The 18,734-nt window shown below is 48.7% G+C and carries 16 protein-coding genes; 10 read left to right on the top strand and 6 right to left on the bottom strand.

Annotation, left to right across the window (positions count from 1 at the left end):
• Positions 1-115: 115 nt before the first annotated feature.
• From ACFVU8_RS08460 to ACFVU8_RS08450, 3 genes are all read left to right on the top strand, one after another.
• Positions 116-568: a hypothetical protein gene (locus ACFVU8_RS08460; RefSeq protein ID WP_387426767.1), complete on the top strand. Its 453-nt coding sequence runs from the start codon at positions 116-118 to the stop codon at positions 566-568.
• 295 nt (positions 569-863) lie between these two features.
• The gene (gene ccpA / locus ACFVU8_RS08455; protein WP_066370851.1) at positions 864-1,874 is read left to right on the top strand and encodes a catabolite control protein A; all 1,011 of its coding nucleotides are present in this window, start codon (positions 864-866) and stop codon (positions 1,872-1,874) included.
• A 97-nt stretch (positions 1,875-1,971) separates the two neighbouring features.
• Entirely contained in the window at positions 1,972-2,667 is a 696-nt protein-coding gene (locus ACFVU8_RS08450; protein WP_387426766.1) for a 5'-methylthioadenosine/adenosylhomocysteine nucleosidase, read from the top strand.
• A gap of 13 nt (positions 2,668-2,680) precedes the next feature.
• Here ACFVU8_RS08450 and ACFVU8_RS08445 read toward each other — a convergent pair whose 3' ends face one another.
• The gene (locus tag ACFVU8_RS08445) at positions 2,681-3,313 is read right to left on the bottom strand and encodes a GNAT family N-acetyltransferase (RefSeq protein ID WP_379466242.1); all 633 of its coding nucleotides are present in this window, start codon (positions 3,311-3,313) and stop codon (positions 2,681-2,683) included.
• A 163-nt stretch (positions 3,314-3,476) separates the two neighbouring features.
• Between ACFVU8_RS08445 and acsA the strand changes: the two genes are divergently transcribed.
• Positions 3,477-5,201 (top strand): acetate--CoA ligase, encoded by a 1,725-nt coding sequence (acsA, locus tag ACFVU8_RS08440; RefSeq protein ID WP_379466241.1) that lies wholly within the window; start codon positions 3,477-3,479, stop codon positions 5,199-5,201.
• 111 nt (positions 5,202-5,312) lie between these two features.
• Here acsA and ACFVU8_RS08435 read toward each other — a convergent pair whose 3' ends face one another.
• Positions 5,313-8,294 (bottom strand): transglycosylase domain-containing protein, encoded by a 2,982-nt coding sequence (locus ACFVU8_RS08435; RefSeq protein WP_387426765.1) that lies wholly within the window; start codon positions 8,292-8,294, stop codon positions 5,313-5,315.
• Positions 8,295-8,636: 342 nt separating this feature from the next.
• Positions 8,637-9,236 carry a 30S ribosomal protein S4 gene (rpsD, locus tag ACFVU8_RS08430; RefSeq protein ID WP_066370830.1) on the bottom strand — a complete coding sequence of 200 codons (600 nt, stop codon included), beginning with the start codon at positions 9,234-9,236 and terminating at the stop codon, positions 8,637-8,639.
• 396 nt (positions 9,237-9,632) lie between these two features.
• Between rpsD and ACFVU8_RS08425 the strand changes: the two genes are divergently transcribed.
• The 5 genes from ACFVU8_RS08425 to ACFVU8_RS08405 all read left to right on the top strand — a co-directional run bounded on the left by ACFVU8_RS08425 (position 9,633) and on the right by ACFVU8_RS08405 (position 15,060).
• Positions 9,633-11,627 carry a sensor domain-containing diguanylate cyclase gene (locus ACFVU8_RS08425; protein WP_387426764.1) on the top strand — a complete coding sequence of 665 codons (1,995 nt, stop codon included), beginning with the start codon at positions 9,633-9,635 and terminating at the stop codon, positions 11,625-11,627.
• A gap of 337 nt (positions 11,628-11,964) precedes the next feature.
• Positions 11,965-12,837: a hypothetical protein gene (locus ACFVU8_RS08420; protein WP_387426763.1), complete on the top strand. Its 873-nt coding sequence runs from the start codon at positions 11,965-11,967 to the stop codon at positions 12,835-12,837.
• Positions 12,838-12,934: 97 nt separating this feature from the next.
• Positions 12,935-14,050 (top strand): aminopeptidase, encoded by a 1,116-nt coding sequence (locus tag ACFVU8_RS08415; RefSeq protein WP_387426761.1) that lies wholly within the window; start codon positions 12,935-12,937, stop codon positions 14,048-14,050.
• A gap of 102 nt (positions 14,051-14,152) precedes the next feature.
• Entirely contained in the window at positions 14,153-14,398 is a 246-nt protein-coding gene (locus ACFVU8_RS08410) for an HPr family phosphocarrier protein (RefSeq protein WP_175374537.1), read from the top strand.
• 371 nt (positions 14,399-14,769) lie between these two features.
• Complete coding sequence (locus tag ACFVU8_RS08405; protein WP_066370804.1) at positions 14,770-15,060, top strand: Fpa/YlaN family protein; 291 nt, start codon at positions 14,770-14,772, stop codon at positions 15,058-15,060.
• Between the two features lie 126 nt (positions 15,061-15,186).
• On the opposite strand, the gene cax is transcribed toward ACFVU8_RS08405, so the two are convergent.
• Positions 15,187-16,257: a calcium/proton exchanger gene (gene cax, locus ACFVU8_RS08400; RefSeq protein WP_175374538.1), complete on the bottom strand. Its 1,071-nt coding sequence runs from the start codon at positions 16,255-16,257 to the stop codon at positions 15,187-15,189.
• 153 nt (positions 16,258-16,410) lie between these two features.
• Here cax and ACFVU8_RS08395 point away from each other — a divergent pair, with 153 nt between their 5' ends.
• The gene (locus ACFVU8_RS08395; RefSeq protein WP_175374539.1) at positions 16,411-16,776 is read left to right on the top strand and encodes an Asp23/Gls24 family envelope stress response protein; all 366 of its coding nucleotides are present in this window, start codon (positions 16,411-16,413) and stop codon (positions 16,774-16,776) included.
• Positions 16,777-16,988: 212 nt separating this feature from the next.
• Here ACFVU8_RS08395 and ftsW read toward each other — a convergent pair whose 3' ends face one another.
• Positions 16,989-18,227 carry a putative lipid II flippase FtsW gene (ftsW, locus tag ACFVU8_RS08390; protein WP_379466236.1) on the bottom strand — a complete coding sequence of 413 codons (1,239 nt, stop codon included), beginning with the start codon at positions 18,225-18,227 and terminating at the stop codon, positions 16,989-16,991.
• Positions 18,224-18,571 carry a YugN family protein gene (locus ACFVU8_RS08385; protein ID WP_175374540.1) on the bottom strand — a complete coding sequence of 116 codons (348 nt, stop codon included), beginning with the start codon at positions 18,569-18,571 and terminating at the stop codon, positions 18,224-18,226. Before ACFVU8_RS08385 ends, ftsW begins: the two co-directional genes overlap by 4 nt.
• Between the last annotated feature and the right edge of the window lie 163 nt (positions 18,572-18,734).

Here is an 18,734-nt window from a genome sequence, read left to right as displayed (position 1 = left end):
AATTGCCAAATAAATCATTATATGCAAATGAGAAGGATTCTGGAGAGTGAAGTCGAATATAGAAATAAAAAGTCGGAACCTGCGTGCTTTTTAATTTATGCTTGAGGTGTGACAGATGTGGAAAGATGACTTATTGGAGAAAGCATGCAGTTGCGGCGGTGACATGACTATACATATGCATACGCTAGTGTACAACACAAAGATCAAAATCACAGATGTCCCTGTGTATAACTGTGAGGGCTGTTCGCGTTACGAACCGTTGCCTGCCATTAAGCCCGCTTTGGGCGAACTTGTGCAGCAATTGGGTAGAGAGGGGACTGCGGGAAGTAAGGTTTCCTTGGCGGACGGCAGTGAGTGGGCCTTTGTATTGAAAGAGACATTTTCTAAATTTAGTGGCGAGAGTTTACCGGAACTTGAAGAGGAGATCCGCAAAGCGGTTCAGAGCCGGATTGATCTTTTGCTGGACATTTATAGGTTCGCGGGGGACTCCGAAGATGTTGAGTGGATGCGGGAAACGGGTGACCGGTTGTCACAATTGACCCTGCAATCGACACAAATTGTCAAATAAGTTACAAGAAAAGGATGCTCAGTGGATGTTTTCTTGTTTTCAAGAAATTTTTCTGCAAAATCAATGAAAATATTTCACGAAAGTTGGATTTTTCATGCACTTTTTGTTACGATATAAAGAGGTTACATGATTGCACCAATAGGGATGCAGGTTGTATGTGTTCCGGGGTAATGCTTCCGCTTTGAAAAGATTTTTGAAAGGAAAATGAAGCGTTATCATTGCACAAATGTACAAAGTGTCGTATCATAATTTTAATTAGTCGAACGATAAAATTTATCGCAATGGAGAGAGTAATTTGACGGTAACCATTTACGATGTAGCGCGAGAAGCAGGCGTATCTATGGCTACGGTATCACGGGTTGTGAACAATAACCCCAACGTGAAACCGCAGACCCGGAAGAAAGTGTTTGAAGCGATTGAGCGTTTGGGCTATCGTCCAAATGCCGTGGCAAGAGGACTTGCCAGTAAGAAAACGACAACTGTCGGTGTCGTCATTCCTGATATTTCCAACTCGATATTTGCAGAAATTGCACGCGGGATTGAAGATATTGCCAACATGTATCACTACAACATCATTCTCTGTAATGCGGACAAGCGTAAAGAGAAGGAAATTCGTGTCATTAACACGTTGCTTGAGAAACAAGTGGACGGGCTACTTTTCATGGGCGGTACGGTAACGGATGAGCACATTCAAGCATTCCAGACTTCTGCTGTGCCAATTGTACTCTGCGCAACCCGTGACGAGAAGGGCACGTATCCATCTGTGGATATCGACCACGAAACGGCAGCTTTCGACGCAGTGAACACCTTGATCCGCCACGGACACCGTGAGATTGCTATGATTAGTGGCACTCTGCAGGACCCGGCGAACGGCTATGCTCGATTCCAGGGGTACAAGAAAGCCTTGGAAGCAGCTGGCATTGAGTATCAGGAAGATCTGGTGCGTATCGGTAACTATCGCTACGAATCCGGTGTCGAGGCCATGAAGTACTTCCTCGGACTGAAGAAGAAGCCAACCGCTATTTTTGCCGCAACGGATGAAATGGCGATCGGTGCCATTCATAGTATCCAGGACGAAGGTCTGAAAGTTCCAGATGACTTCTCAATCATCAGCGTCGACAACATTCGGATGGCTTCCATGGTCCGTCCGCTGCTGACAACTGTAGCTCAACCAATGTACGATTTGGGTGCGGTAGCAATGAGACTTTTAACGAAGCTTATGAAGAAAGAGACTGTAGAGAACGCCCGTGTTATTTTGCCGCATGAGACGATTCTCCGCTTGTCTGTTAATCACCTGAATAAGTAATCACGGATTTGGATATGCATAGCATGGAAAGCTCCTTTTGGAGCTTTTTATGCTTTATACACTATAAATTTTATTTAACTACGGGAGGAATCTACATATGAGTGAAGTAATCGGAATTATCGGGGCTATGGATGAAGAAATTGAGTTGATGCTGAAAGAAATTAAAGACAGTAAAACAGTGGTCAAAGCAGGCATCAGCTACCACGTGGGTACTATTTTCGACAAATCTGTAGTGCTGTGCAGATCCGGAATCGGCAAAGTCAATGCAGCGGTCACCACACAAATCCTGCATGATTCCTTCGGGGTATCCAAGGTCCTGTTCACAGGCGTAGCCGGTGCAGTACACCCTGATCTGAACATTGGAGATATCGTGATCTCCTCGGAATGTATGCAGCATGACATGGATGTCACACCGCTTGGTTATCAAAAAGGGATCATTCCGGATCAGGAAGTATCCTCATTCCCTGCGGATGCTGCCCTGATTGCGTTGGCTGAAAAGTCTTGCCGTGAGCTGAACTGCCACTACGAGATCGGGAAAGTATTGTCCGGGGATCAATTTATTGCCAGCAGAGAGGTAGTAGCTTCGCTGAGACAAGAAATGGACGGCGCTTGTGTCGAAATGGAAGGAGCGGCGGTAGCTCAGGTGTGCTTCATGAACAATACACCTTTTGTTGTTATCCGCTCCATGTCTGACCGTGCTGATGGCTCTGCAGAGGTTAACTATAAAGAGTTTACCATTGAAGCTTCCCAGCGCTCCCATGCTATTCTGGCACAAATGCTGCAAGCCCTGTAATTTCTGCTAGTCCTTAATACATGAACCGCTGCCTGAAACGGACGCGGTCAAAGGTTTCCTGTGAGGACATCGGTACCTCCCGGCCAATGCGCACCATGAGGCAATTGGCCGGATGGGAACAAATCTCTGGATCATCCGTCGCATACCATACCATATCTACGGTTTTCATCAGCCTCTCCATCATCTGCCGGTAGCCCCACACATCCAGCCCGCTACCCTTCAAATCCCAATGCCAATAATATTCTGTAGTGAATACAATGCAGTTCTCAAGCTGTTCCCCTTCAAAGGCGGTGGAAATCATCAGCCTGCCAAGACCGGCTCCACGATATTCGTCGGCAACCTCAATCGCTCCCAGCTCGACAAGATCTTTCATACCGCCCTGAGACCACAATTCCATTTCGTCAGGATAATGAAAAGTTACATAACCTATGATAATTCCTTGATCTACTGCGGCAATAATACGCCCTTCAGGCAGTCCGGCAATCTCGATTAATGCTTCTAGCTGCTCTGAAGGCTTGCGAAAGGCATCCAGATCACGGTGAATGTCCAGCTCTTTGATGTCTTCAGGTGACAAGGGTCCGTTAACTGTGAGTGTTCTGCCGTTATAACTGAGGGAATGGCTAACCGGAATCTTACGGTGCTCCATAACCGACTCCTTTCAAAAACATTATAAAATATGGAATGTAACCGTTTGCTGTGATATACTGATTCAGACATAAAATATTCACAAATGCTGCATTGACATCATTAATTATGAAAGAAGTCTTACCCTTAAAGCTTAATTCAAAGAAGTGAGGGAGGCAAGAGTGATGGGTCAAGTCCACAGCGAAATTTTGCCGGGGCGTGTACAAAGCTCCAATATGCCGGATTATGCCCGGGCAGTAGCCGATTTTCGCTGGGAGGATGTGCACAGACATTTCTCCTGGTTTGAGACCGGCAAGGTCAACATGGCCCATGAAGCGGTGGATCGGCATGTACAGGAAGGACGGGGAAACGCCACAGCGCTGCTCTATAGCGATGCTGTACGCGCGGAAAGGTATACCTTTGCTGATCTACGGGAGCGGTCTAATCGGTTTGGAAATGTGCTACGGAAGTACGGAATCGGCAAAGGGGACAGGGTGTTTATTTTTATGCCGCGCCAGCCTGAGCTGTACTTCAGTTTGCTGGGTATTTTAAAAGTCGGAGCCGTGGTGGGTCCGCTCTTTGAAGCGTTCATGGAGACGGCTGTCAAGGACCGGCTTGAAGACAGTGGAGCCGTAGCGCTGGTAACAACTCCTGGACTGCTTCACCGGGTGAAACGCGAGGAACTTCCAAACTTGCGTCATATTATTCTGGTGGGAGACGGCCCGGATGCTTATGAGGGAATCTTGCGCTATGAGGAAGAAATGTCCCAGGCATCACCGGAGCTGGAACCAGAATGGCTGACGCTGGATGATGGCTTGATTATGCACTATACTTCAGGCTCTACGGGCAAGCCCAAAGGAGTCTATCACGTACAACGAGCAATGATACAACATTATTATACAGGTCAGGTAGTGCTGGATTTGCGTCCGGACGACATCTACTGGTGTACCGCAGATCCTGGATGGGTCACGGGCACATCGTACGGGATTTTTGCCCCATGGCTGAACGGGGTGACGAATGTGGTCCGGGGCGGCCGGTTCAGTCCGCAGGACTGGTATAAGACGATTGAACGCAATGCTGTCACGGTATGGTACAGTGCGCCAACGGCTTTCCGCATGCTGATGGGAGCCGGTGAGAGCCTCCTGCAGGACATTGATCTAAGCAGTCTGCGCCATGTCCTGTCTGTTGGAGAGCCGCTCAATCCAGAGGTGGTTCGCTGGGGCGACAAGTTCTACAATCAGCGTATTCACGATACCTGGTGGATGACGGAGACCGGCGCACAGCTGATTTGCAACTACCCGGCCATGGACATCAAGCCAGGCTCGATGGGCCGTCCATTGCCAGGTATAGAAGCTGCAATCTTGGATGACAAAGGTAATGTGCTGCCGCCGTATTCCATGGGAAATCTGGCGATCAAGACGTCCTGGCCGTCCATGATGAGTACTATCTGGAACAACCAGGCCAAGTATGAGGAATACTTCCGTATTCCGGGCTGGTACATCTCGGGAGACTCGGCGTACATGGACGAGGAGGGCTATTTCTGGTTTCAGGGCCGGATTGACGATGTCATCAACTCTTCGGGTGAGCGGATCGGCCCGTTCGAAGTGGAGAGCAAGCTGGTGGAGCATCCGGCGGTAGCGGAAGCCGGTGTCATCGGCAAGCCGGATGTGACACGAGGCGAGATTATCAAGGCCTTCATCTCCCTGCGCGAAGGCTACGAGCCTACAGCAGCGCTGAAGGAGGAAATCGCAGCTTTCGTTAAAGCAGGGCTCTCAGCCCACGCAGCGCCGCGTGAGATCGAATTCAGGGAGAAGCTGCCGAAGACTCGTTCCGGCAAAATTATGCGGCGGGTGCTCAAAGCCTGGGAGCTGCATCTTCCTACAGGTGACCTGTCAACGATTGAGGATTAGAACATATCGTTTGCACATAAAAACACCGTTCCTTTGACAATCAGGAACGGTGTTTTTGGTATGCTCTGAAAGGCTTCCGTAATTAAACCAGTTGCATAAGCAGTGAGGTCTTTAGTGGGTAGTTACGCTGCCTGTATTGGCACCGGTTCCGCCCGCGGAGTTGCCCCCGCTGTTATTCCCCGGATTGGCGCCTCCCGCAGGTGGGCTGTCTGTACTTCCTGGTTGCTGTAAAATCACACCGGGATCATCCGGACTGCCTACCTCTGGGTTATCAGAGCCTGGAGTAGGCTCACTGCCGCTATCCGTGGGTTCAGGTAAATCTGTCGGTTCCGGTGTAGCGATCGGCCCGCCAGCTATAGTGCCCGAAGCCGTCTCATGTCCGCCTACATCTACTGCAGTGACATAGAAGGTAGCATTGGCGCCAGCCGGTGTGCTTGACTGGAATACGGTGCCTTCACCTACTGACAGTACCGCTTGCTTCTGGAAGGAACCGCCGTTCAATGAACGGTACAGGCGATAGCCTACAACATCCGGCGAACCGCTTGGCGTGAAGGAGATTACCGCTTTGCCAGTGCTGTAAGACACATTGACATTACCCGGAGGGGTTGGCGGATTGCCATCATCTACACGTGGATCTACCTCAGTTGGCACATCGCTCTTCGCATCCGCCGGCATGTAATAGGACAGCGATTCATGATCTTTCATTTTTGTGAAAGCGGCTAACAGTTCTTTAACCAATTCTTGAATTGGCTTTTCGCGTTTCACAACAATTTTTTCTCTCAGGAAATCATCTGGCGTCCCATCATGCGGAATATAGTTGACGCCGTTATAGGTGATATATCTGGCTTTGGAAATGCCGTCATCACTGGTGGTTGGCACATATTTGGCATTGAACAAATCGGTATTAAACCGATCAGTCAGGCTAGTTGGAAGCTTGCCGCTGTATGCAGACACTGTTTTCTTCACAATGCCTTCCGGCTGTGTGAATTTATCGGTGACGAAGAGATCAGGCTGTTTATCAATGACCGCATTCATGACCTTAGCCCACAAGGATTGCGCCTGGCGTCTCTGAGTGTCGCCTTGCAGTGTGTTGATCTGCTCTTTGTAGCCGACCCACATTCCGAGTGTTACATCAGGCGTGTAGCCCATAAACCAAACATCCGCATAATTTTGCGTGGAGCCGGTTTTGCCGACGATCGGAATATCTTTGAAATGCTTGTATTTGCTTTTGACAGTGCTGGCCGTTCCGTCTGTAATTACAGTACGCAGCATATCCGTCATGAGATAAGCAGTCTGCTCGGAAAATACCTGTTCGGGATTAACCTTGTGCTGATAGACGATTTTGCCTTCCGAATCGACGATTTTATCGATCATATAGGCATCATTAAAAGCACCCTTGTTGCCGATTGCCGAATAGGCATTAGTCAATTCTTCGACCGATACACCATAGCGTAATCCGCCGAGAACCCCTGTTTTGGCACTGTAATCCTGTTCCTGAATCGTTGTAATACCAAGCTTCTTCGCAAAAGCCCAGGCATTATCAATTCCGACCTTCTCATTGAAGAGCTTCAGAGCCGGCAGGTTGAGCGATTTGTTCAGTGCATATCGGGCGGTGACAAGACCCTGGTAGCGATTATTGGAGTTCTTGGGGATGTGGAAGCCTTTCCCCCCATCTTTCAAAATAATCGGAGCATCATCCAGTATCCCCGCTGGCTGAATCAAACCAGCATCCAGGGCCGGCAGATAAGCCGCGATTGGCTTCATGGTGGACCCCGGTTGGCGAACCATCTGTGTAGCATAGTTCATCTGCTCGATGTTGAAATCGCGTCCTTCGATCATCCCGAGAATGGCCCCGGTCTTGTTATCAATCATCATACCCGCGGTCTGTTCGACTCCCTTGGTTTTACTGTCCTTGGTGAAGTTCGAACTATCCTCGGAGATGCTATGCATCGCGCTATATACCTTCTTGTCAATGGTAGTGTAGACGCGGTACCCACCAGTCATCAGCTGCTGCCTTGCTGCTTCCAGAAGCTGTTTGTTGTCTGTTGGGGTTTTGCTCGTGCTTGTACTTGTAGTTGTACTTGTGCCTGTACCTGTACCTGTGTTATCCGTCTTGTTCTGATTTAGTGACAGAAGGATCTCCGAAGCTTTGCGTTCGGTTTCGAGCATCAGGTACGGGTAAGTAGCATAAGCTTTCTTGGTGTACGGAGCCAGCGAGCCTTTGATGTCAAAGGTCAGCGCTTCATCATACTGGGATTGTGTAATCTTGTTCTCTTCGAGCATCCGGCGCAGTACAAGCCGCTGGCGGTCCATGGCCCGGTTAAATGCAGTTTCGTTGAACTCACCAGTGCCGCTGAATGCGGAATAGGCAGAAGGAAGCTGCGGAAGTCCTGCCAAATAAGCTGCCTGAGCTATATTCAGCTTATCCAGATTATCCTGACCGAATATTCCCTTGGCTGCAGCTTTGATCCCGTATACGTTGTATCCGTTGGACCCGTTGCCGAATGGTACCTTATTAAGATAAGCTGTTATAATTTCTTGTTTGGACAGGAAGCGCTCCAAGCGCAGTGAGAGCAGAATTTCCTTAACTTTGCGATCTTCTGTTTTGTCCAGATTAAGGAATACGCGTCTGGCCAGCTGTTGGGTAAGCGTACTGCCCCCGGTCTGAACGGATTCGTTCAGCAGCTTCTGCTTGATGGCACGTAGAGTACCGTTGAGATCTATCCCTTTATGCTGGTAGAAATTATTATCCTCGATCGCGAGGACCGCATCAATCACAATCTGGGGAATATTATTGTACTCAACCAGCCTTCGGTCTTCTTCCGTGCGAAGCTGGCCAATCGGTGAGCCGTCACGGAAATAGGCAAATCCGGTGATGGCGTTCTGGCTGACTTGCTGCTGGATAAACTGTTCGGAGCGAACCGGGTCACTTTTCACGATAGATGTAATATAACCGGCCATTGCACCTCCGGCAAACAGAATACCCAATACGCCGAGAATGAACATCCATTTCACGACAGAACCAAATCTACGAAGCCAGGATCTGCGGGCGGGACGCTTCTTGGCGTTTTTTTTCTTGTTCTCCTCAACCATCGACGATAATCCTCCTTTTAACGGAACTATTATAGCACAAATTGACGATTTTGAATGCGTTCCCGTTGTAACCTGTTTTCGGAAGCTGAACAAAGCGAAGCTACAGGACCCAAAATTTGATGTTATGGTGCAGGAGGGTGATGTAATACAAGAGGGGGAAGATAGAAATTTGCGAAACTGATATTGGTTCAAGGAGAGGAGTGAAGACAGAAGAAAAGACAGAAGATAGGATCACAAAGCAAGGTGTGTGCTCAAAATATGGGGGTCATCGGGTGCCCTAATATAACAAAAAGCCCCCGGATAAATCCGGAGGCTTTCAGCATACTCGCCGTAAGCGAAATATTAACGGTTGTAGAACTCGACGATTTGTTTCTCATCGATATCCTGGGACAGTTCAGCACGCTCTGGCAAACGAATGAATTTACCTTCGAAAGAAGCGTCAGAATATTCCAGGTAACCAGGAAGGTGGGAACGGTTAGCAAGAGCTTCCTTGATGGAAGTCAAGCCTTGGCTTCTTTCACGAAGACCGATTACGTCGCCCAGTTCCAAACGGTAAGAAGCGATGTCAACTTTTTTGCCGTTAACAGTTACGTGACCGTGGGATACCAACTGACGTGCACCAGCACGGGAGTTAGCAAAACCAAGACGGTAAACGAGGTTGTCCAGGCGGCTTTCAAGCAAGAACATGAAGTTTTCGCCCGCGATACCTGGAAGCTTTTGTGCTTTGGTGAAAAGAGTCTTAAACTGCTTTTCGCCCAAGCCGTACATGTGACGCAGTTTTTGTTTTTCCAAAAGCTGCATTCCGTAGTTACTTACTTTTCTGCGTTGGTTAGCGCCGTGTTGTCCTGGTGGGAAAGGGCGTTTCAGGTCTTTGCCTGTACCGCTAAGGGAAATGCCCAGACGGCGGCTGAGTTTGAATTTAGGTCCGGTGTAACGTGCCATGTTATAGTAGACTCCTTTATAATTGAAATTTCAGGTTAGGGCCTATTTGCGCCGCTTAACGTATGTAGTGGAGGTTTAATAGGTCCACACTGCCTAGGGAAGTTCAGCCGCTGCCCTGACAGTAACGATAAGCGTGAGGGTGACACAACGTTACGCCCAAGTAAAAGACCATTACAGTCTTGTTCAACAATAAATATTATATGAAAATAACAGGTAAAGTCAAGCAGAGATTAAAAGTGAATTTGTCAATCTTTGTCGATAGTTCTTTGGTCCTAAAAAAAATCCCGGAATTATGGAAAATATAATGCATTACCGAGAAAAAGAGAGTAAAATATAACCACTTAGATGTTACCGGAAAGTGCGTATTTTAATTGATTTGCAAAGGGGATCCTCTTTATGTCAGAACAAGAAGCATGCGGCCACCGCAGCAATCGTATGCTCTTACAGGACAATGTGCAATCAGGCGGAGATTCGCAAGATCCTGCCGCCTGGCTGAGGGAAACAGATATCGTATCCCACGATCTCCCTTATGCAGCCGATTTGATTGCCGAAAGCTTCCATGAGTGGCAGGGAGGACAAGCTATCCTGCCATTTGCCGCTGCATGGGAATGGTGTGTCCTGAATTTTGAAGCCAAATGGATAGAACATATAAATGAAGAGCAGGAACGTCTAAGAGCGGTATGGGAGGAGACGGGGAGGCACAGTCTTGCCTCCGGACACCCAGAGGTTCTCTCCATCCAGGAGGATGGGGAAGAAAAGATCATCCTGACGATCCCGGTTGTCACGCGCACTCGAGGGGAGATTTTCGCTCTGCTCGGCTGTATGATGCCGACAGCGCAATATGCAGCCGGGGGCAGACATATAGCTGAAGCCATGGCACAGCATTACCGGACTTGTTTTTACCACCAATTTGAGCATGTATTTGTCTCCGATTTGGCAGGGGTTCACTTGCATGCCGAGCGGGAGAGCAACCGGCGTTCCCTGTTGTTCCAGATCGTCCAGCGGATGCATGACAATATTGATGTGGATGCGGTGCTGAGCGAGGTGATCAACAGTATCTCTGCTATGTACCCGGGTGCACGTCTGGACTTGTTCATGTCACAGGATCACCGGAGCAGCCACCCGCAGGTGAAGCCGCTGCCGCTGCTCTGGACGAGCGATGATGTATGTGCAATCGCTTTTAAGGACGGCAGGGTAGCTATTCATACAAGTGGAGAAGGCGGGCGTTTTGTAGAGATTGGACTTCCACTTGGTGGAAAACAGGGGGTATACGGCGTATTTCATATGGTGCTGGATAACCCGGATTTTCCCGATGTTGACGTACGGTTTCTCTCCATGGTGGCAGATACGGCCGGAACGGCCTTTGAGAATGCGAAGCTGTATGAGCGCTCGAACCAACTCATTCGTGAGCTGCGCATGAGCAATGAGCTTACACAGCGGTTGAACCAGAGCCTGCGGCTAGGAGACATTTTTCAATTTGCATTCGAGGAATTGCTGGAGATGTTTGAGGCGGATTACTGCTGCATCATGCACCTGAATGAAGAGAAAGGCGGTCTTGAGGTGATCGCCTGCAACTATACACCGCTACTGAATGAGATTTTGGAGGTAGGGGGAGGACTCGGCGGCCAAGTGTATGCTACCGGGGAGTCTCTGATCCTGTCGGATTATTTGGAGAATTCAAAGGTAAACTCAAAACTGATGGAGGCCACCGGCTCACAGTCACTTATTGCGACACCGCTGTATGTAGGCGGAGAAATCCGTGGTGCCATCATGCTGGCGCACCGGGAGACTCACTATTTTTCCTATGACAATTACAGACTGCTGCAAGCAATGGCAGGGCATATTGGACTCGCAGTGGGCAATGCCCGGCTGCATGCCGAGGTACGACGTTTAGCGAATCGGGATACCCTGACCGGTCTGTATGCCCGGCATTATCTGGACGAAGTGATTCAGGAGAGGCAAACCACCGACTTCTGCGGAACGCTGATCGTGGTAGATATCGACCAGTTCAAAATGGTGAATGATACTTATGGCCATCAGCAAGGGGACAAGATTTTGAAGCAGGTCAGCGAAATCGTGAAATCCTCGATCCGCCAAGGCGATATAGCTGCAAGGTGGGGCGGTGAAGAGTTGGCGGTCTATCTCCCCCAGCTCGGTGTGCAGCAGGCCGCTTATGTGGCTGAGCGTATCCGTAAACGGGTCCAGGAAGAGACTGAACCAGCCGTCACCGTCTCCTGTGGCATCGCTGAATGGAGCTGGACGGATGACCGTGTCAGTGTGGAGTCTCTGTTCTACCGGGCCGACATGGCCCTGTACGATGCGAAGAACAGTGGTCGTAATCGAGTAGTGACGGACAAGAAGAAATCGGAAGAACGATTGAAGAATCCTTGAGGCGCTGCCTCAAGGATTCTTTTTGCATCAGGAACAATTCCGTATAGATAAGGTGAACAAAAGAAATTAACAAAGAGCGAGGAGGAACGAAGGGGAAGGTTTGGAACTGTAGGAGCGATAGCGAACGCCTTTGTTCCCAGATTTCAACCGCTAGAAGCAGTTTGAAAAAAGAAATCTGGGGACAACAGCGGCCGAAAGTCCAAACATTCACCGTAGTGACGACCGAGCCTTACGTTCAGATCTTAAGTCATCTTATATAGATGGCATAAGTCCGTGGGGCAGAGAGAACCCTAACTACTGATAACAATTAACTTTCAAATATGAAAGGATATAGACCATGAGGAAAAGCATAGCTTATAGCGGAATGATCGCAATAATGTTAGTTGGTATTCTGGGCAGTGGCTGCACGGAAGTAAACAATAAACCGGCACCAAAGGATTTATCGCTGGCGATGGCCGGGATGGCAGGAAGTGATGGGGTCAGCTTCGAAGGATCAGCCGCGCTGCTGCGAGAGGGGGAGACGACGCCTGCGCTGAGTCAGTATTATGGAGGCAAGATGGAGAACCATAATCAGCTTAGCCTGTACACACTGCTTCCGGACAAAGGAACTTCCAAAACGGCCGCGACAGAAGGTATTCGGAAGCTGGAGAAGAATGGTGCGACAGCTCGTATTCATTCCGGGGAGAAGTCTTATTCCAGCAAGCTTGAGAAGCGGGAGGGCCAGTGGCAAGAGCTGTCCAAGGCCTCCGGCAACAACGAAGACAATCCGCTCCCCCGATTGAACCCGCTGCTTCAACTGGAGCAGTTGAAGGATGTGGACAAAACGGTTACAGAAGAGACCGGTGCGGCCAGGGGCACCAGGGTTTTGCGCATACAATTGACCCCGGAAGCAGCGCGGGCGCTACTGTCCAGAGAGCTGGAACAGGAAATGAATTCGTTCCGTCCTACTAACAGCGGCGTGAAGGCTAAGAATACGAATCAGGCCAAAGCAGATAAGGCAATTGAGGCTTTATGGCAGAAAAAGAACAACGAGATGAAGCAGCAGCTTACTAAGGCTAACGTAAAGGCTGTGTATCATTTGACCGTGGACAAGAAGCGGAATCTGCCCCGCAAGCTGGACTGGACCAGAACAGTTAGCTATGCGAACGGGAAGAAACCGGGGGACCAAGAGTCTTTGGTAGTACAGGTCAATTTCTACGGGTATCATTAAAGCTGCAAATGACATGAGGCCTTGCGCTCTATAACGGTCGTGCTACAATAGTAAAGCTTGCTTATTTACGCTTCGAAGAGGAAGGAAGAGAGAAAGAATGAAAGATCCTAGAATTCAAAAGCTGGCGGAAAACCTGGTAGGCTATTCCGTGAACGTCCAGCCGGGCGAGAACGTGCTCGTCGAAATGATTGGCAACGAAAGAGATTTGATTAAAGCAGTTGTGGAGGAGGTCGGTAAGGCCGGAGGCAACGCTTTCGTACAATTGACTGACCGTACCGTCCTGCGCAGCATGCTGAAATATGCAACCCGTGAAAGTCTTCAGACTTGGGCCGAGATTGATCTGAATCGCATGAAGCAAATGGACTGCTATATTGGCATTCGTGCCGGCGAGAATGTTAATGACTTGGCGGATGTGCCTGAAGAAAATATGAAGCTGTACAATTCCCTGTATTCGCACCCGGTACATAGCGAGCAGCGCGTCAAGCACACCAAATGGGTGGTTCTGCGTTATCCGAATGCCAGCATGGCTCAGCTTGCCAATACGAGCACAGAAGCATTCGAGGACTTCTATTTCGAAGTGTGCAATCTCGATTATGCCAAGATGGACAGAGCGCAGGATGCATTGGCTGATCTTATGAAAAAAACCGATAAGGTACGCATTGCCGGCCCGGGAACGGATCTTTCCTTCTCCATCAAAGGCATCGGCGGAGAGAAATGCTCCGGACAGAAGAATATTCCGGACGGAGAAGTTTACACAGCCCCGGTTCGCGATTCGGTCAACGGAACAATCAGCTACAATGCAGCTTCCATCTACAATGGAGTTACGTTTGAGAATGTGAAATTCACTTTCGAAAACGGTAAAATTGTAGAAGCCACCAGTAACGATACCGCCCGGTTGAACGAAATTCTGGATTCCGATGAGGGAGCTCGCTATATCGGGGAGTTCGCTATCGGCTTCAATCCGTACATTCTGCACCCGATGAAGGATATTCTGTTCGACGAGAAGATCGCCGGCAGTCTGCACTTCACCCCAGGTCAGGCTTATGATGTAACTGATAACGGCAACCGTTCCTCCATTCATTGGGATCTGGTGCTGATTCAACGTCCGGATTACGGCGGCGGAGAAATTTACTTTGATGATGTTCTGATCCGCAAGGACGGTATCTTTGTAATTCCGGAGCTGGAAGGTCTGAATCCGGAAAACTTGAAATAAAATGTAATAAAAAGAAAATCCCTTGCACAAGTAAGCGGATTCAAGGTATCATGGAATGGATTAGTATCTACTTAGTTTATAATAAGTTTCGGAGGGATTCCTATGTCCAGTAACAATGCTGCAATCGTGGAAATTGCTCAAACGGCGAGCCAATTTAACTCTTCTATCGTTCTTCAAGCGGACAACAAGTACATTGATGTTAAAAGTATCCTTGGTTTGTTCACTACTTTGGTTTCAAGCCAAAGCTATGAGCTTCATGTCCATGGAACGGACGCTGAAGAAGCTAAGAAGGCAATGAGCGAAGTATTCGCGAAGCACGGTCTGAACTTTTCAGTAGTCGCGGAGTAAAATAATGGATGGTTGAGGACGTCCTGCCGTTAGCGGCGGGGCGTTTTTTTATATGTATATAGAATGAACTATAAAATTTAACTAAAGGGAAGCGGAGTGGAGGGGGATTTTGGAATTGTAGGAGCGACAGCGGCCGGAAGCCCAAACATTCTCCGCAATGACGACCTAAACCCATGTGAGAATCCTAAGTTCAATCTATGTATATCCTTATATTTATAAAACTCAGGCTCCACTTTACGGAGCTATTTTGATATAATAGGGCTGATTTTCGAATATACCAAACTGAATTCTTGTATTGGAATCCGATTTCGACTAATATTAAATAAAATAGCAAAAGCAGCAGTAACTTTTGGACATGGGGGGGAAGAAGCATGACTTCATCAGATTTGCAGGAACAGCTTAACCTTAAAGCGATCACTCTTCTACAAGAAGATGCCGATAAAATTCAGAAGCTCATCGAAGTACAGATGGAGAATTTGGCCACACGGTACTGCCCTCTCTATGAGGAAGTGCTGGATACCCAAATGTATGGTTTCTCCAAAGAGGTCGATTTCGCCGTCCGTGCAGGACTGGTGCCTGAGCTTACTGGCAAGCAGCTGGTGAGCAAACTGGAGCGTAATCTGGCCGTATTGTATGAAGCTCTGAACAACAAGGCTAACTAGGGTCACAGGTTGCAGCCGTTCTATCGGACAAGATCATTTATCCGAAAATGATAAAGCGCACACGAGGGAAAGGGGATTCCTCCTGTGCGCTTTTTTGTTGCATATGTGAAGCTAAAGTGCCTGTGACTACACCAAATAGAAGGAAACCCCAAGAATCAGGTACACCGCAAGGAGAAGCAACCCCTCATACCAGTTGGTGGCCCCATCCTGCGTAATGGACTTAGCTATGAATACAGCGACTGCGATGGCCACAATCTCAATGGTTGTGAACACAATATCCATGGTGTTGCCCATGAAATAACTCGCGAAAATCAGCACTGGTGCAACAAAAAGTGATATCTGCAGACTACTGCCGACGGCGATCTCGACAGCCGCACCGATTTTGTTCTTCATGGCGAGCAGAATGGCTGCGCTATGTTCCGCAGCATTTCCTATAATCGCGACCAGGAAGGCACCTACGAACAGCTCACTGAAGCCGAAGCGCTCGGTCAAGGTCTCCAATGTGCCAACGAGCCACTCACTGACAAAAGCGACCATGACGGTAGCTAGAATCAGATACATAATGGATTTGCGTTTGGACCAAGCAGGAGCATGCTCATTGGGCAGTTCTTCCGCTTTATCTTCGGTGACATCCGCTAAATACTTCTTATGAGTGATCATTGAGAAGAGGAGCCAGGCGATGTAGGAGACAATCAGGATTCCGGCAACCACGAGACTGAGAACATCTGTATCTTTTGCCGTAATCGAGTGTGTGTTGAAGAACATGGCGGGTACGAACAGGGCGATGACGGCGACAATCATCAAGGAGCCGTTCATACCGGCAAGGGTGACATTGAAATTCTGCACCTTGTACTTCATGCCGCCAGCAAAAATGCTCAGGCCTAGCACGAGTAGCAGATTACCAATGATCGAACCCGTGAGGCTTGCCTTAACCATGTCGAACAGACCTTCCTTCACGAGGAAAAATGCGATGATCAGCTCCGCGGCGTTTCCGAAGGTCGCGTTGAGGAAGCCGCCCAGCCGTTGTCCCGCATAATGGGCTACACTTTCGGTAGCCCGGCCCAGAAAACCGGCCACGAATACGACTGCGACCGCCGACAGAATGAACTGCAGCGTATGGTCCCAGCCCGCATAATGTCCGATGGCGCTGAGGACAAAAGTGACCACCAGCAGCACCGGGGATATCCATTTTTTCAACTTAGGCACTCTCCAGTCTACGTATGTATGTTGATTTCTTAATCAATATACCCAAAATGTTCCACTCTGTAAACGGAGATGCGAGAAAGTCATTTGCTTTTTAGCCTGTTTTGGAATTACAATAATTGATATTGAGTGTAGGGGGGATATGGCATGGCAGAACAACTTCAACTGGAAAATGGGAATATACGGATTTCAAACGACGTCGTCTCGAAAATTGCCGGGCTGGCAGCCTTGGAGACTCCTGGGATTGCAGCCATGTCCGGCGGTTTGTCGGAAGGCTGGGCGAAGCGCCTGAGCGGCAAGAACGTGCAGAAGGGTGTTACCGTTGAAGTCGGACAGCTCGAAGCGGCAGTCGATTTGCGGATTATCGTCCTCTATGAAACTCCGATTCACGAAGTGTGCCGGATGCTGCAGCAGAACGTACGCGAAGCTGTGGAGAGCATGACAGGCCTTCACATTGTTGAAGTAAACGTCAAGGTTGAAGGCGTAGCGTTCAAGAATGACGAAATTTCGTAAGAACGCTGCAAATCATTAATGAAGTAGTGTATTCAGGGCGTAATTGCCCAAGGAAGGAAGAGGGTCTTCCGAGCCGAATGAGGCTTGGGGGACCCTTTTTTATTTTTATGTCGATGGATGAAAAAAAGTGTCCCGCCAGCTTGTCCTGAGCTGAGGAACACTTTTAGATCCGTTGATGCGTTTGCTTGACGGTTCATACGTAATCAAAGCAATTAGCGACCACGGACTTCTCTGAGTTTTCTTACAGTGGTTACAGACTTGGTGACTTCCTCTTTAGCCGGCCGGTTGGTCTCCCGGGAGATGTTGAGCATGATACCCATAGACATCATGGTCATCAGCAGTGAGGAGCCCCCGTAGCTGATGAAGGGAAGTGTTACACCGGTGAGCGGAATGGCCTTGGTGACCCCTCCGATGTTGATGAAGGCCTGGATCGCAATCATCCCCATGACGCCGATGCCGACAAGCGTCCCGAACGGATCGGTACACCTGAGGGCAATCATAATCCCTCGCCAAATGAAGAAGAGGTAAATAAGCAGGAACACGAGTGTCCCGATAAAACCTAGTTCTTCGCCCATGACGGCAAAGATAAAGTCCGTCTGCGGATTGATAAGGTAATGGAGCTTTTGCACGCCTTTACCTAGTCCAGCTCCGCTAATTCCGCCCTCACCAATAGCTGTAAGGGATTGAATAATGTTATATCCGTCTTTGGTTGGGTCCTGGAACGGATCTAAGAAGGCAGTGATACGGCCCATTTTATAATTCGTCGCCAATTTCGTTTCAGGTGCAGGCGGGGACAACGAATCGATGGCCGCCTTGGCACCGAGTACAATTCCAACACCCAGCACAAGCAGGGCAATCGAGCCCATAATATGCTTCATACTGGCGCCGCCTGCATAAATGACCAGTCCGCTGGTAGCAACGAGGATCATACATGAACCGAAATCAGGCTGCATCATGATCAGACCCGCTACAATTCCAACGATCACCATAACCGGAATGTAACCGGTCCGAAGATCCCGAAGACGTTCTCCTTTTTTGGTAATCAGGGCAGCAAGGTAGAGAATGATCGATATTTTAGCTAGCTCGGTAGGCTGAATTCCTAGTCCCATGATGCTAAGCCAGCTACTTGCGCCATTGATTCGTTCGGTAGAGGCCACGAATAGAAGCAGAACTAGAGTAACCAGGAACATAGGTGCGTACCATTTTTTAAATTTGCTGTAGTGGATATTCATTGTCACGAACATGGCGAATAATCCCAAGACAACCCATATGATCTGACGTTTAACGAAGTAGAGCGGATCATTTTTGAAGAATAGACTGGAGCTTGCGCTGAAGACCATGATCAGTCCGAAGCCGACAAGCAGCAAGGTCAGAATCAATAACAGGAAGTCGGGTGTTCCTCTTTTGGGCAGGTTGACTTTGGCATTCGTCTTTCCCTTACGGTTACTCAAGCCTCAAGCAACTGCTTCAGTTCAAGGATCCGCTCAGCAGCAATGTCCAGCACAGGCTGCGGTACCGGTGATTCGTATTCCAGTCCATGAGGGAAGGTTGCTTTGCCAAGGTATACAGCCTCAATGGCGAGAACCGCATCGGGCTTCTCTAACTTACCCTCCACTGCGCGTGTGTTGACACGTAGGAAGTATTCTCCGCCGTTATTCCGGTCTTCAATCTTGCAATCATATGTAGCCCGGTAATATTCCCATTGCCAGCGAATGAAACCGGCCTTTTCTGCACTCTCGTCCAGATAAAGAAGGTCGCTTCTTAAGCCTACGAGACCCGTGTTCTCAAATATCATAGCGCACTTTTCCCCCTTATGAAGTATAATGATTAATTCGTTTATCCGCTTACAGACGTTCATTCTCATGATAGTATGTTTCCAGAGGTTCTGCAAGACAGGGTTTAGCCATACATACCCAGTTTTTTTGGTTTCTGCTACAATAGAAGAAATATAGCCGCTT

Source organism: Paenibacillus sp. NPDC058177 (assembly GCF_042883835.1).
In the GTDB taxonomy this organism is placed as follows: domain Bacteria; phylum Bacillota; class Bacilli; order Paenibacillales; family Paenibacillaceae; genus Paenibacillus_AQ; species Paenibacillus_AQ agri.
This window is presented reverse-complemented; position numbering and strand designations above follow the sequence as displayed.

Excerpts from the sequence above, each read along its gene's own strand:
- ACFVU8_RS08460 (WP_387426767.1), top strand. The coding sequence starts at position 116 with ATGTGGAAAGATGACTTATTGGAGAAAGCATGCAGTTGCGGCGGTGAC.
- ACFVU8_RS08420 (WP_387426763.1), top strand. The coding sequence starts at position 11,965 with ATGAGGAAAAGCATAGCTTATAGCGGAATGATCGCAATAATGTTAGTT.
- ACFVU8_RS08450 (WP_387426766.1), top strand. The coding sequence starts at position 1,972 with ATGAGTGAAGTAATCGGAATTATCGGGGCTATGGATGAAGAAATTGAG.
- ACFVU8_RS08395 (WP_175374539.1), top strand. The coding sequence starts at position 16,411 with ATGGCAGAACAACTTCAACTGGAAAATGGGAATATACGGATTTCAAAC.
- ACFVU8_RS08445 (WP_379466242.1), bottom strand. The coding sequence starts at position 3,313 with ATGGAGCACCGTAAGATTCCGGTTAGCCATTCCCTCAGTTATAACGGC.
- ACFVU8_RS08415 (WP_387426761.1), top strand. The coding sequence starts at position 12,935 with ATGAAAGATCCTAGAATTCAAAAGCTGGCGGAAAACCTGGTAGGCTAT.
- rpsD (WP_066370830.1), bottom strand. The coding sequence starts at position 9,236 with ATGGCACGTTACACCGGACCTAAATTCAAACTCAGCCGCCGTCTGGGC.
- ACFVU8_RS08435 (WP_387426765.1), bottom strand. The coding sequence starts at position 8,294 with ATGGTTGAGGAGAACAAGAAAAAAAACGCCAAGAAGCGTCCCGCCCGC.
- ACFVU8_RS08410 (WP_175374537.1), top strand. The coding sequence starts at position 14,153 with ATGTCCAGTAACAATGCTGCAATCGTGGAAATTGCTCAAACGGCGAGC.
- acsA (WP_379466241.1), top strand. The coding sequence starts at position 3,477 with ATGGGTCAAGTCCACAGCGAAATTTTGCCGGGGCGTGTACAAAGCTCC.
- ACFVU8_RS08385 (WP_175374540.1), bottom strand. The coding sequence starts at position 18,571 with ATGATATTTGAGAACACGGGTCTCGTAGGCTTAAGAAGCGACCTTCTT.
- ACFVU8_RS08425 (WP_387426764.1), top strand. The coding sequence starts at position 9,633 with ATGTCAGAACAAGAAGCATGCGGCCACCGCAGCAATCGTATGCTCTTA.
- ACFVU8_RS08405 (WP_066370804.1), top strand. The coding sequence starts at position 14,770 with ATGACTTCATCAGATTTGCAGGAACAGCTTAACCTTAAAGCGATCACT.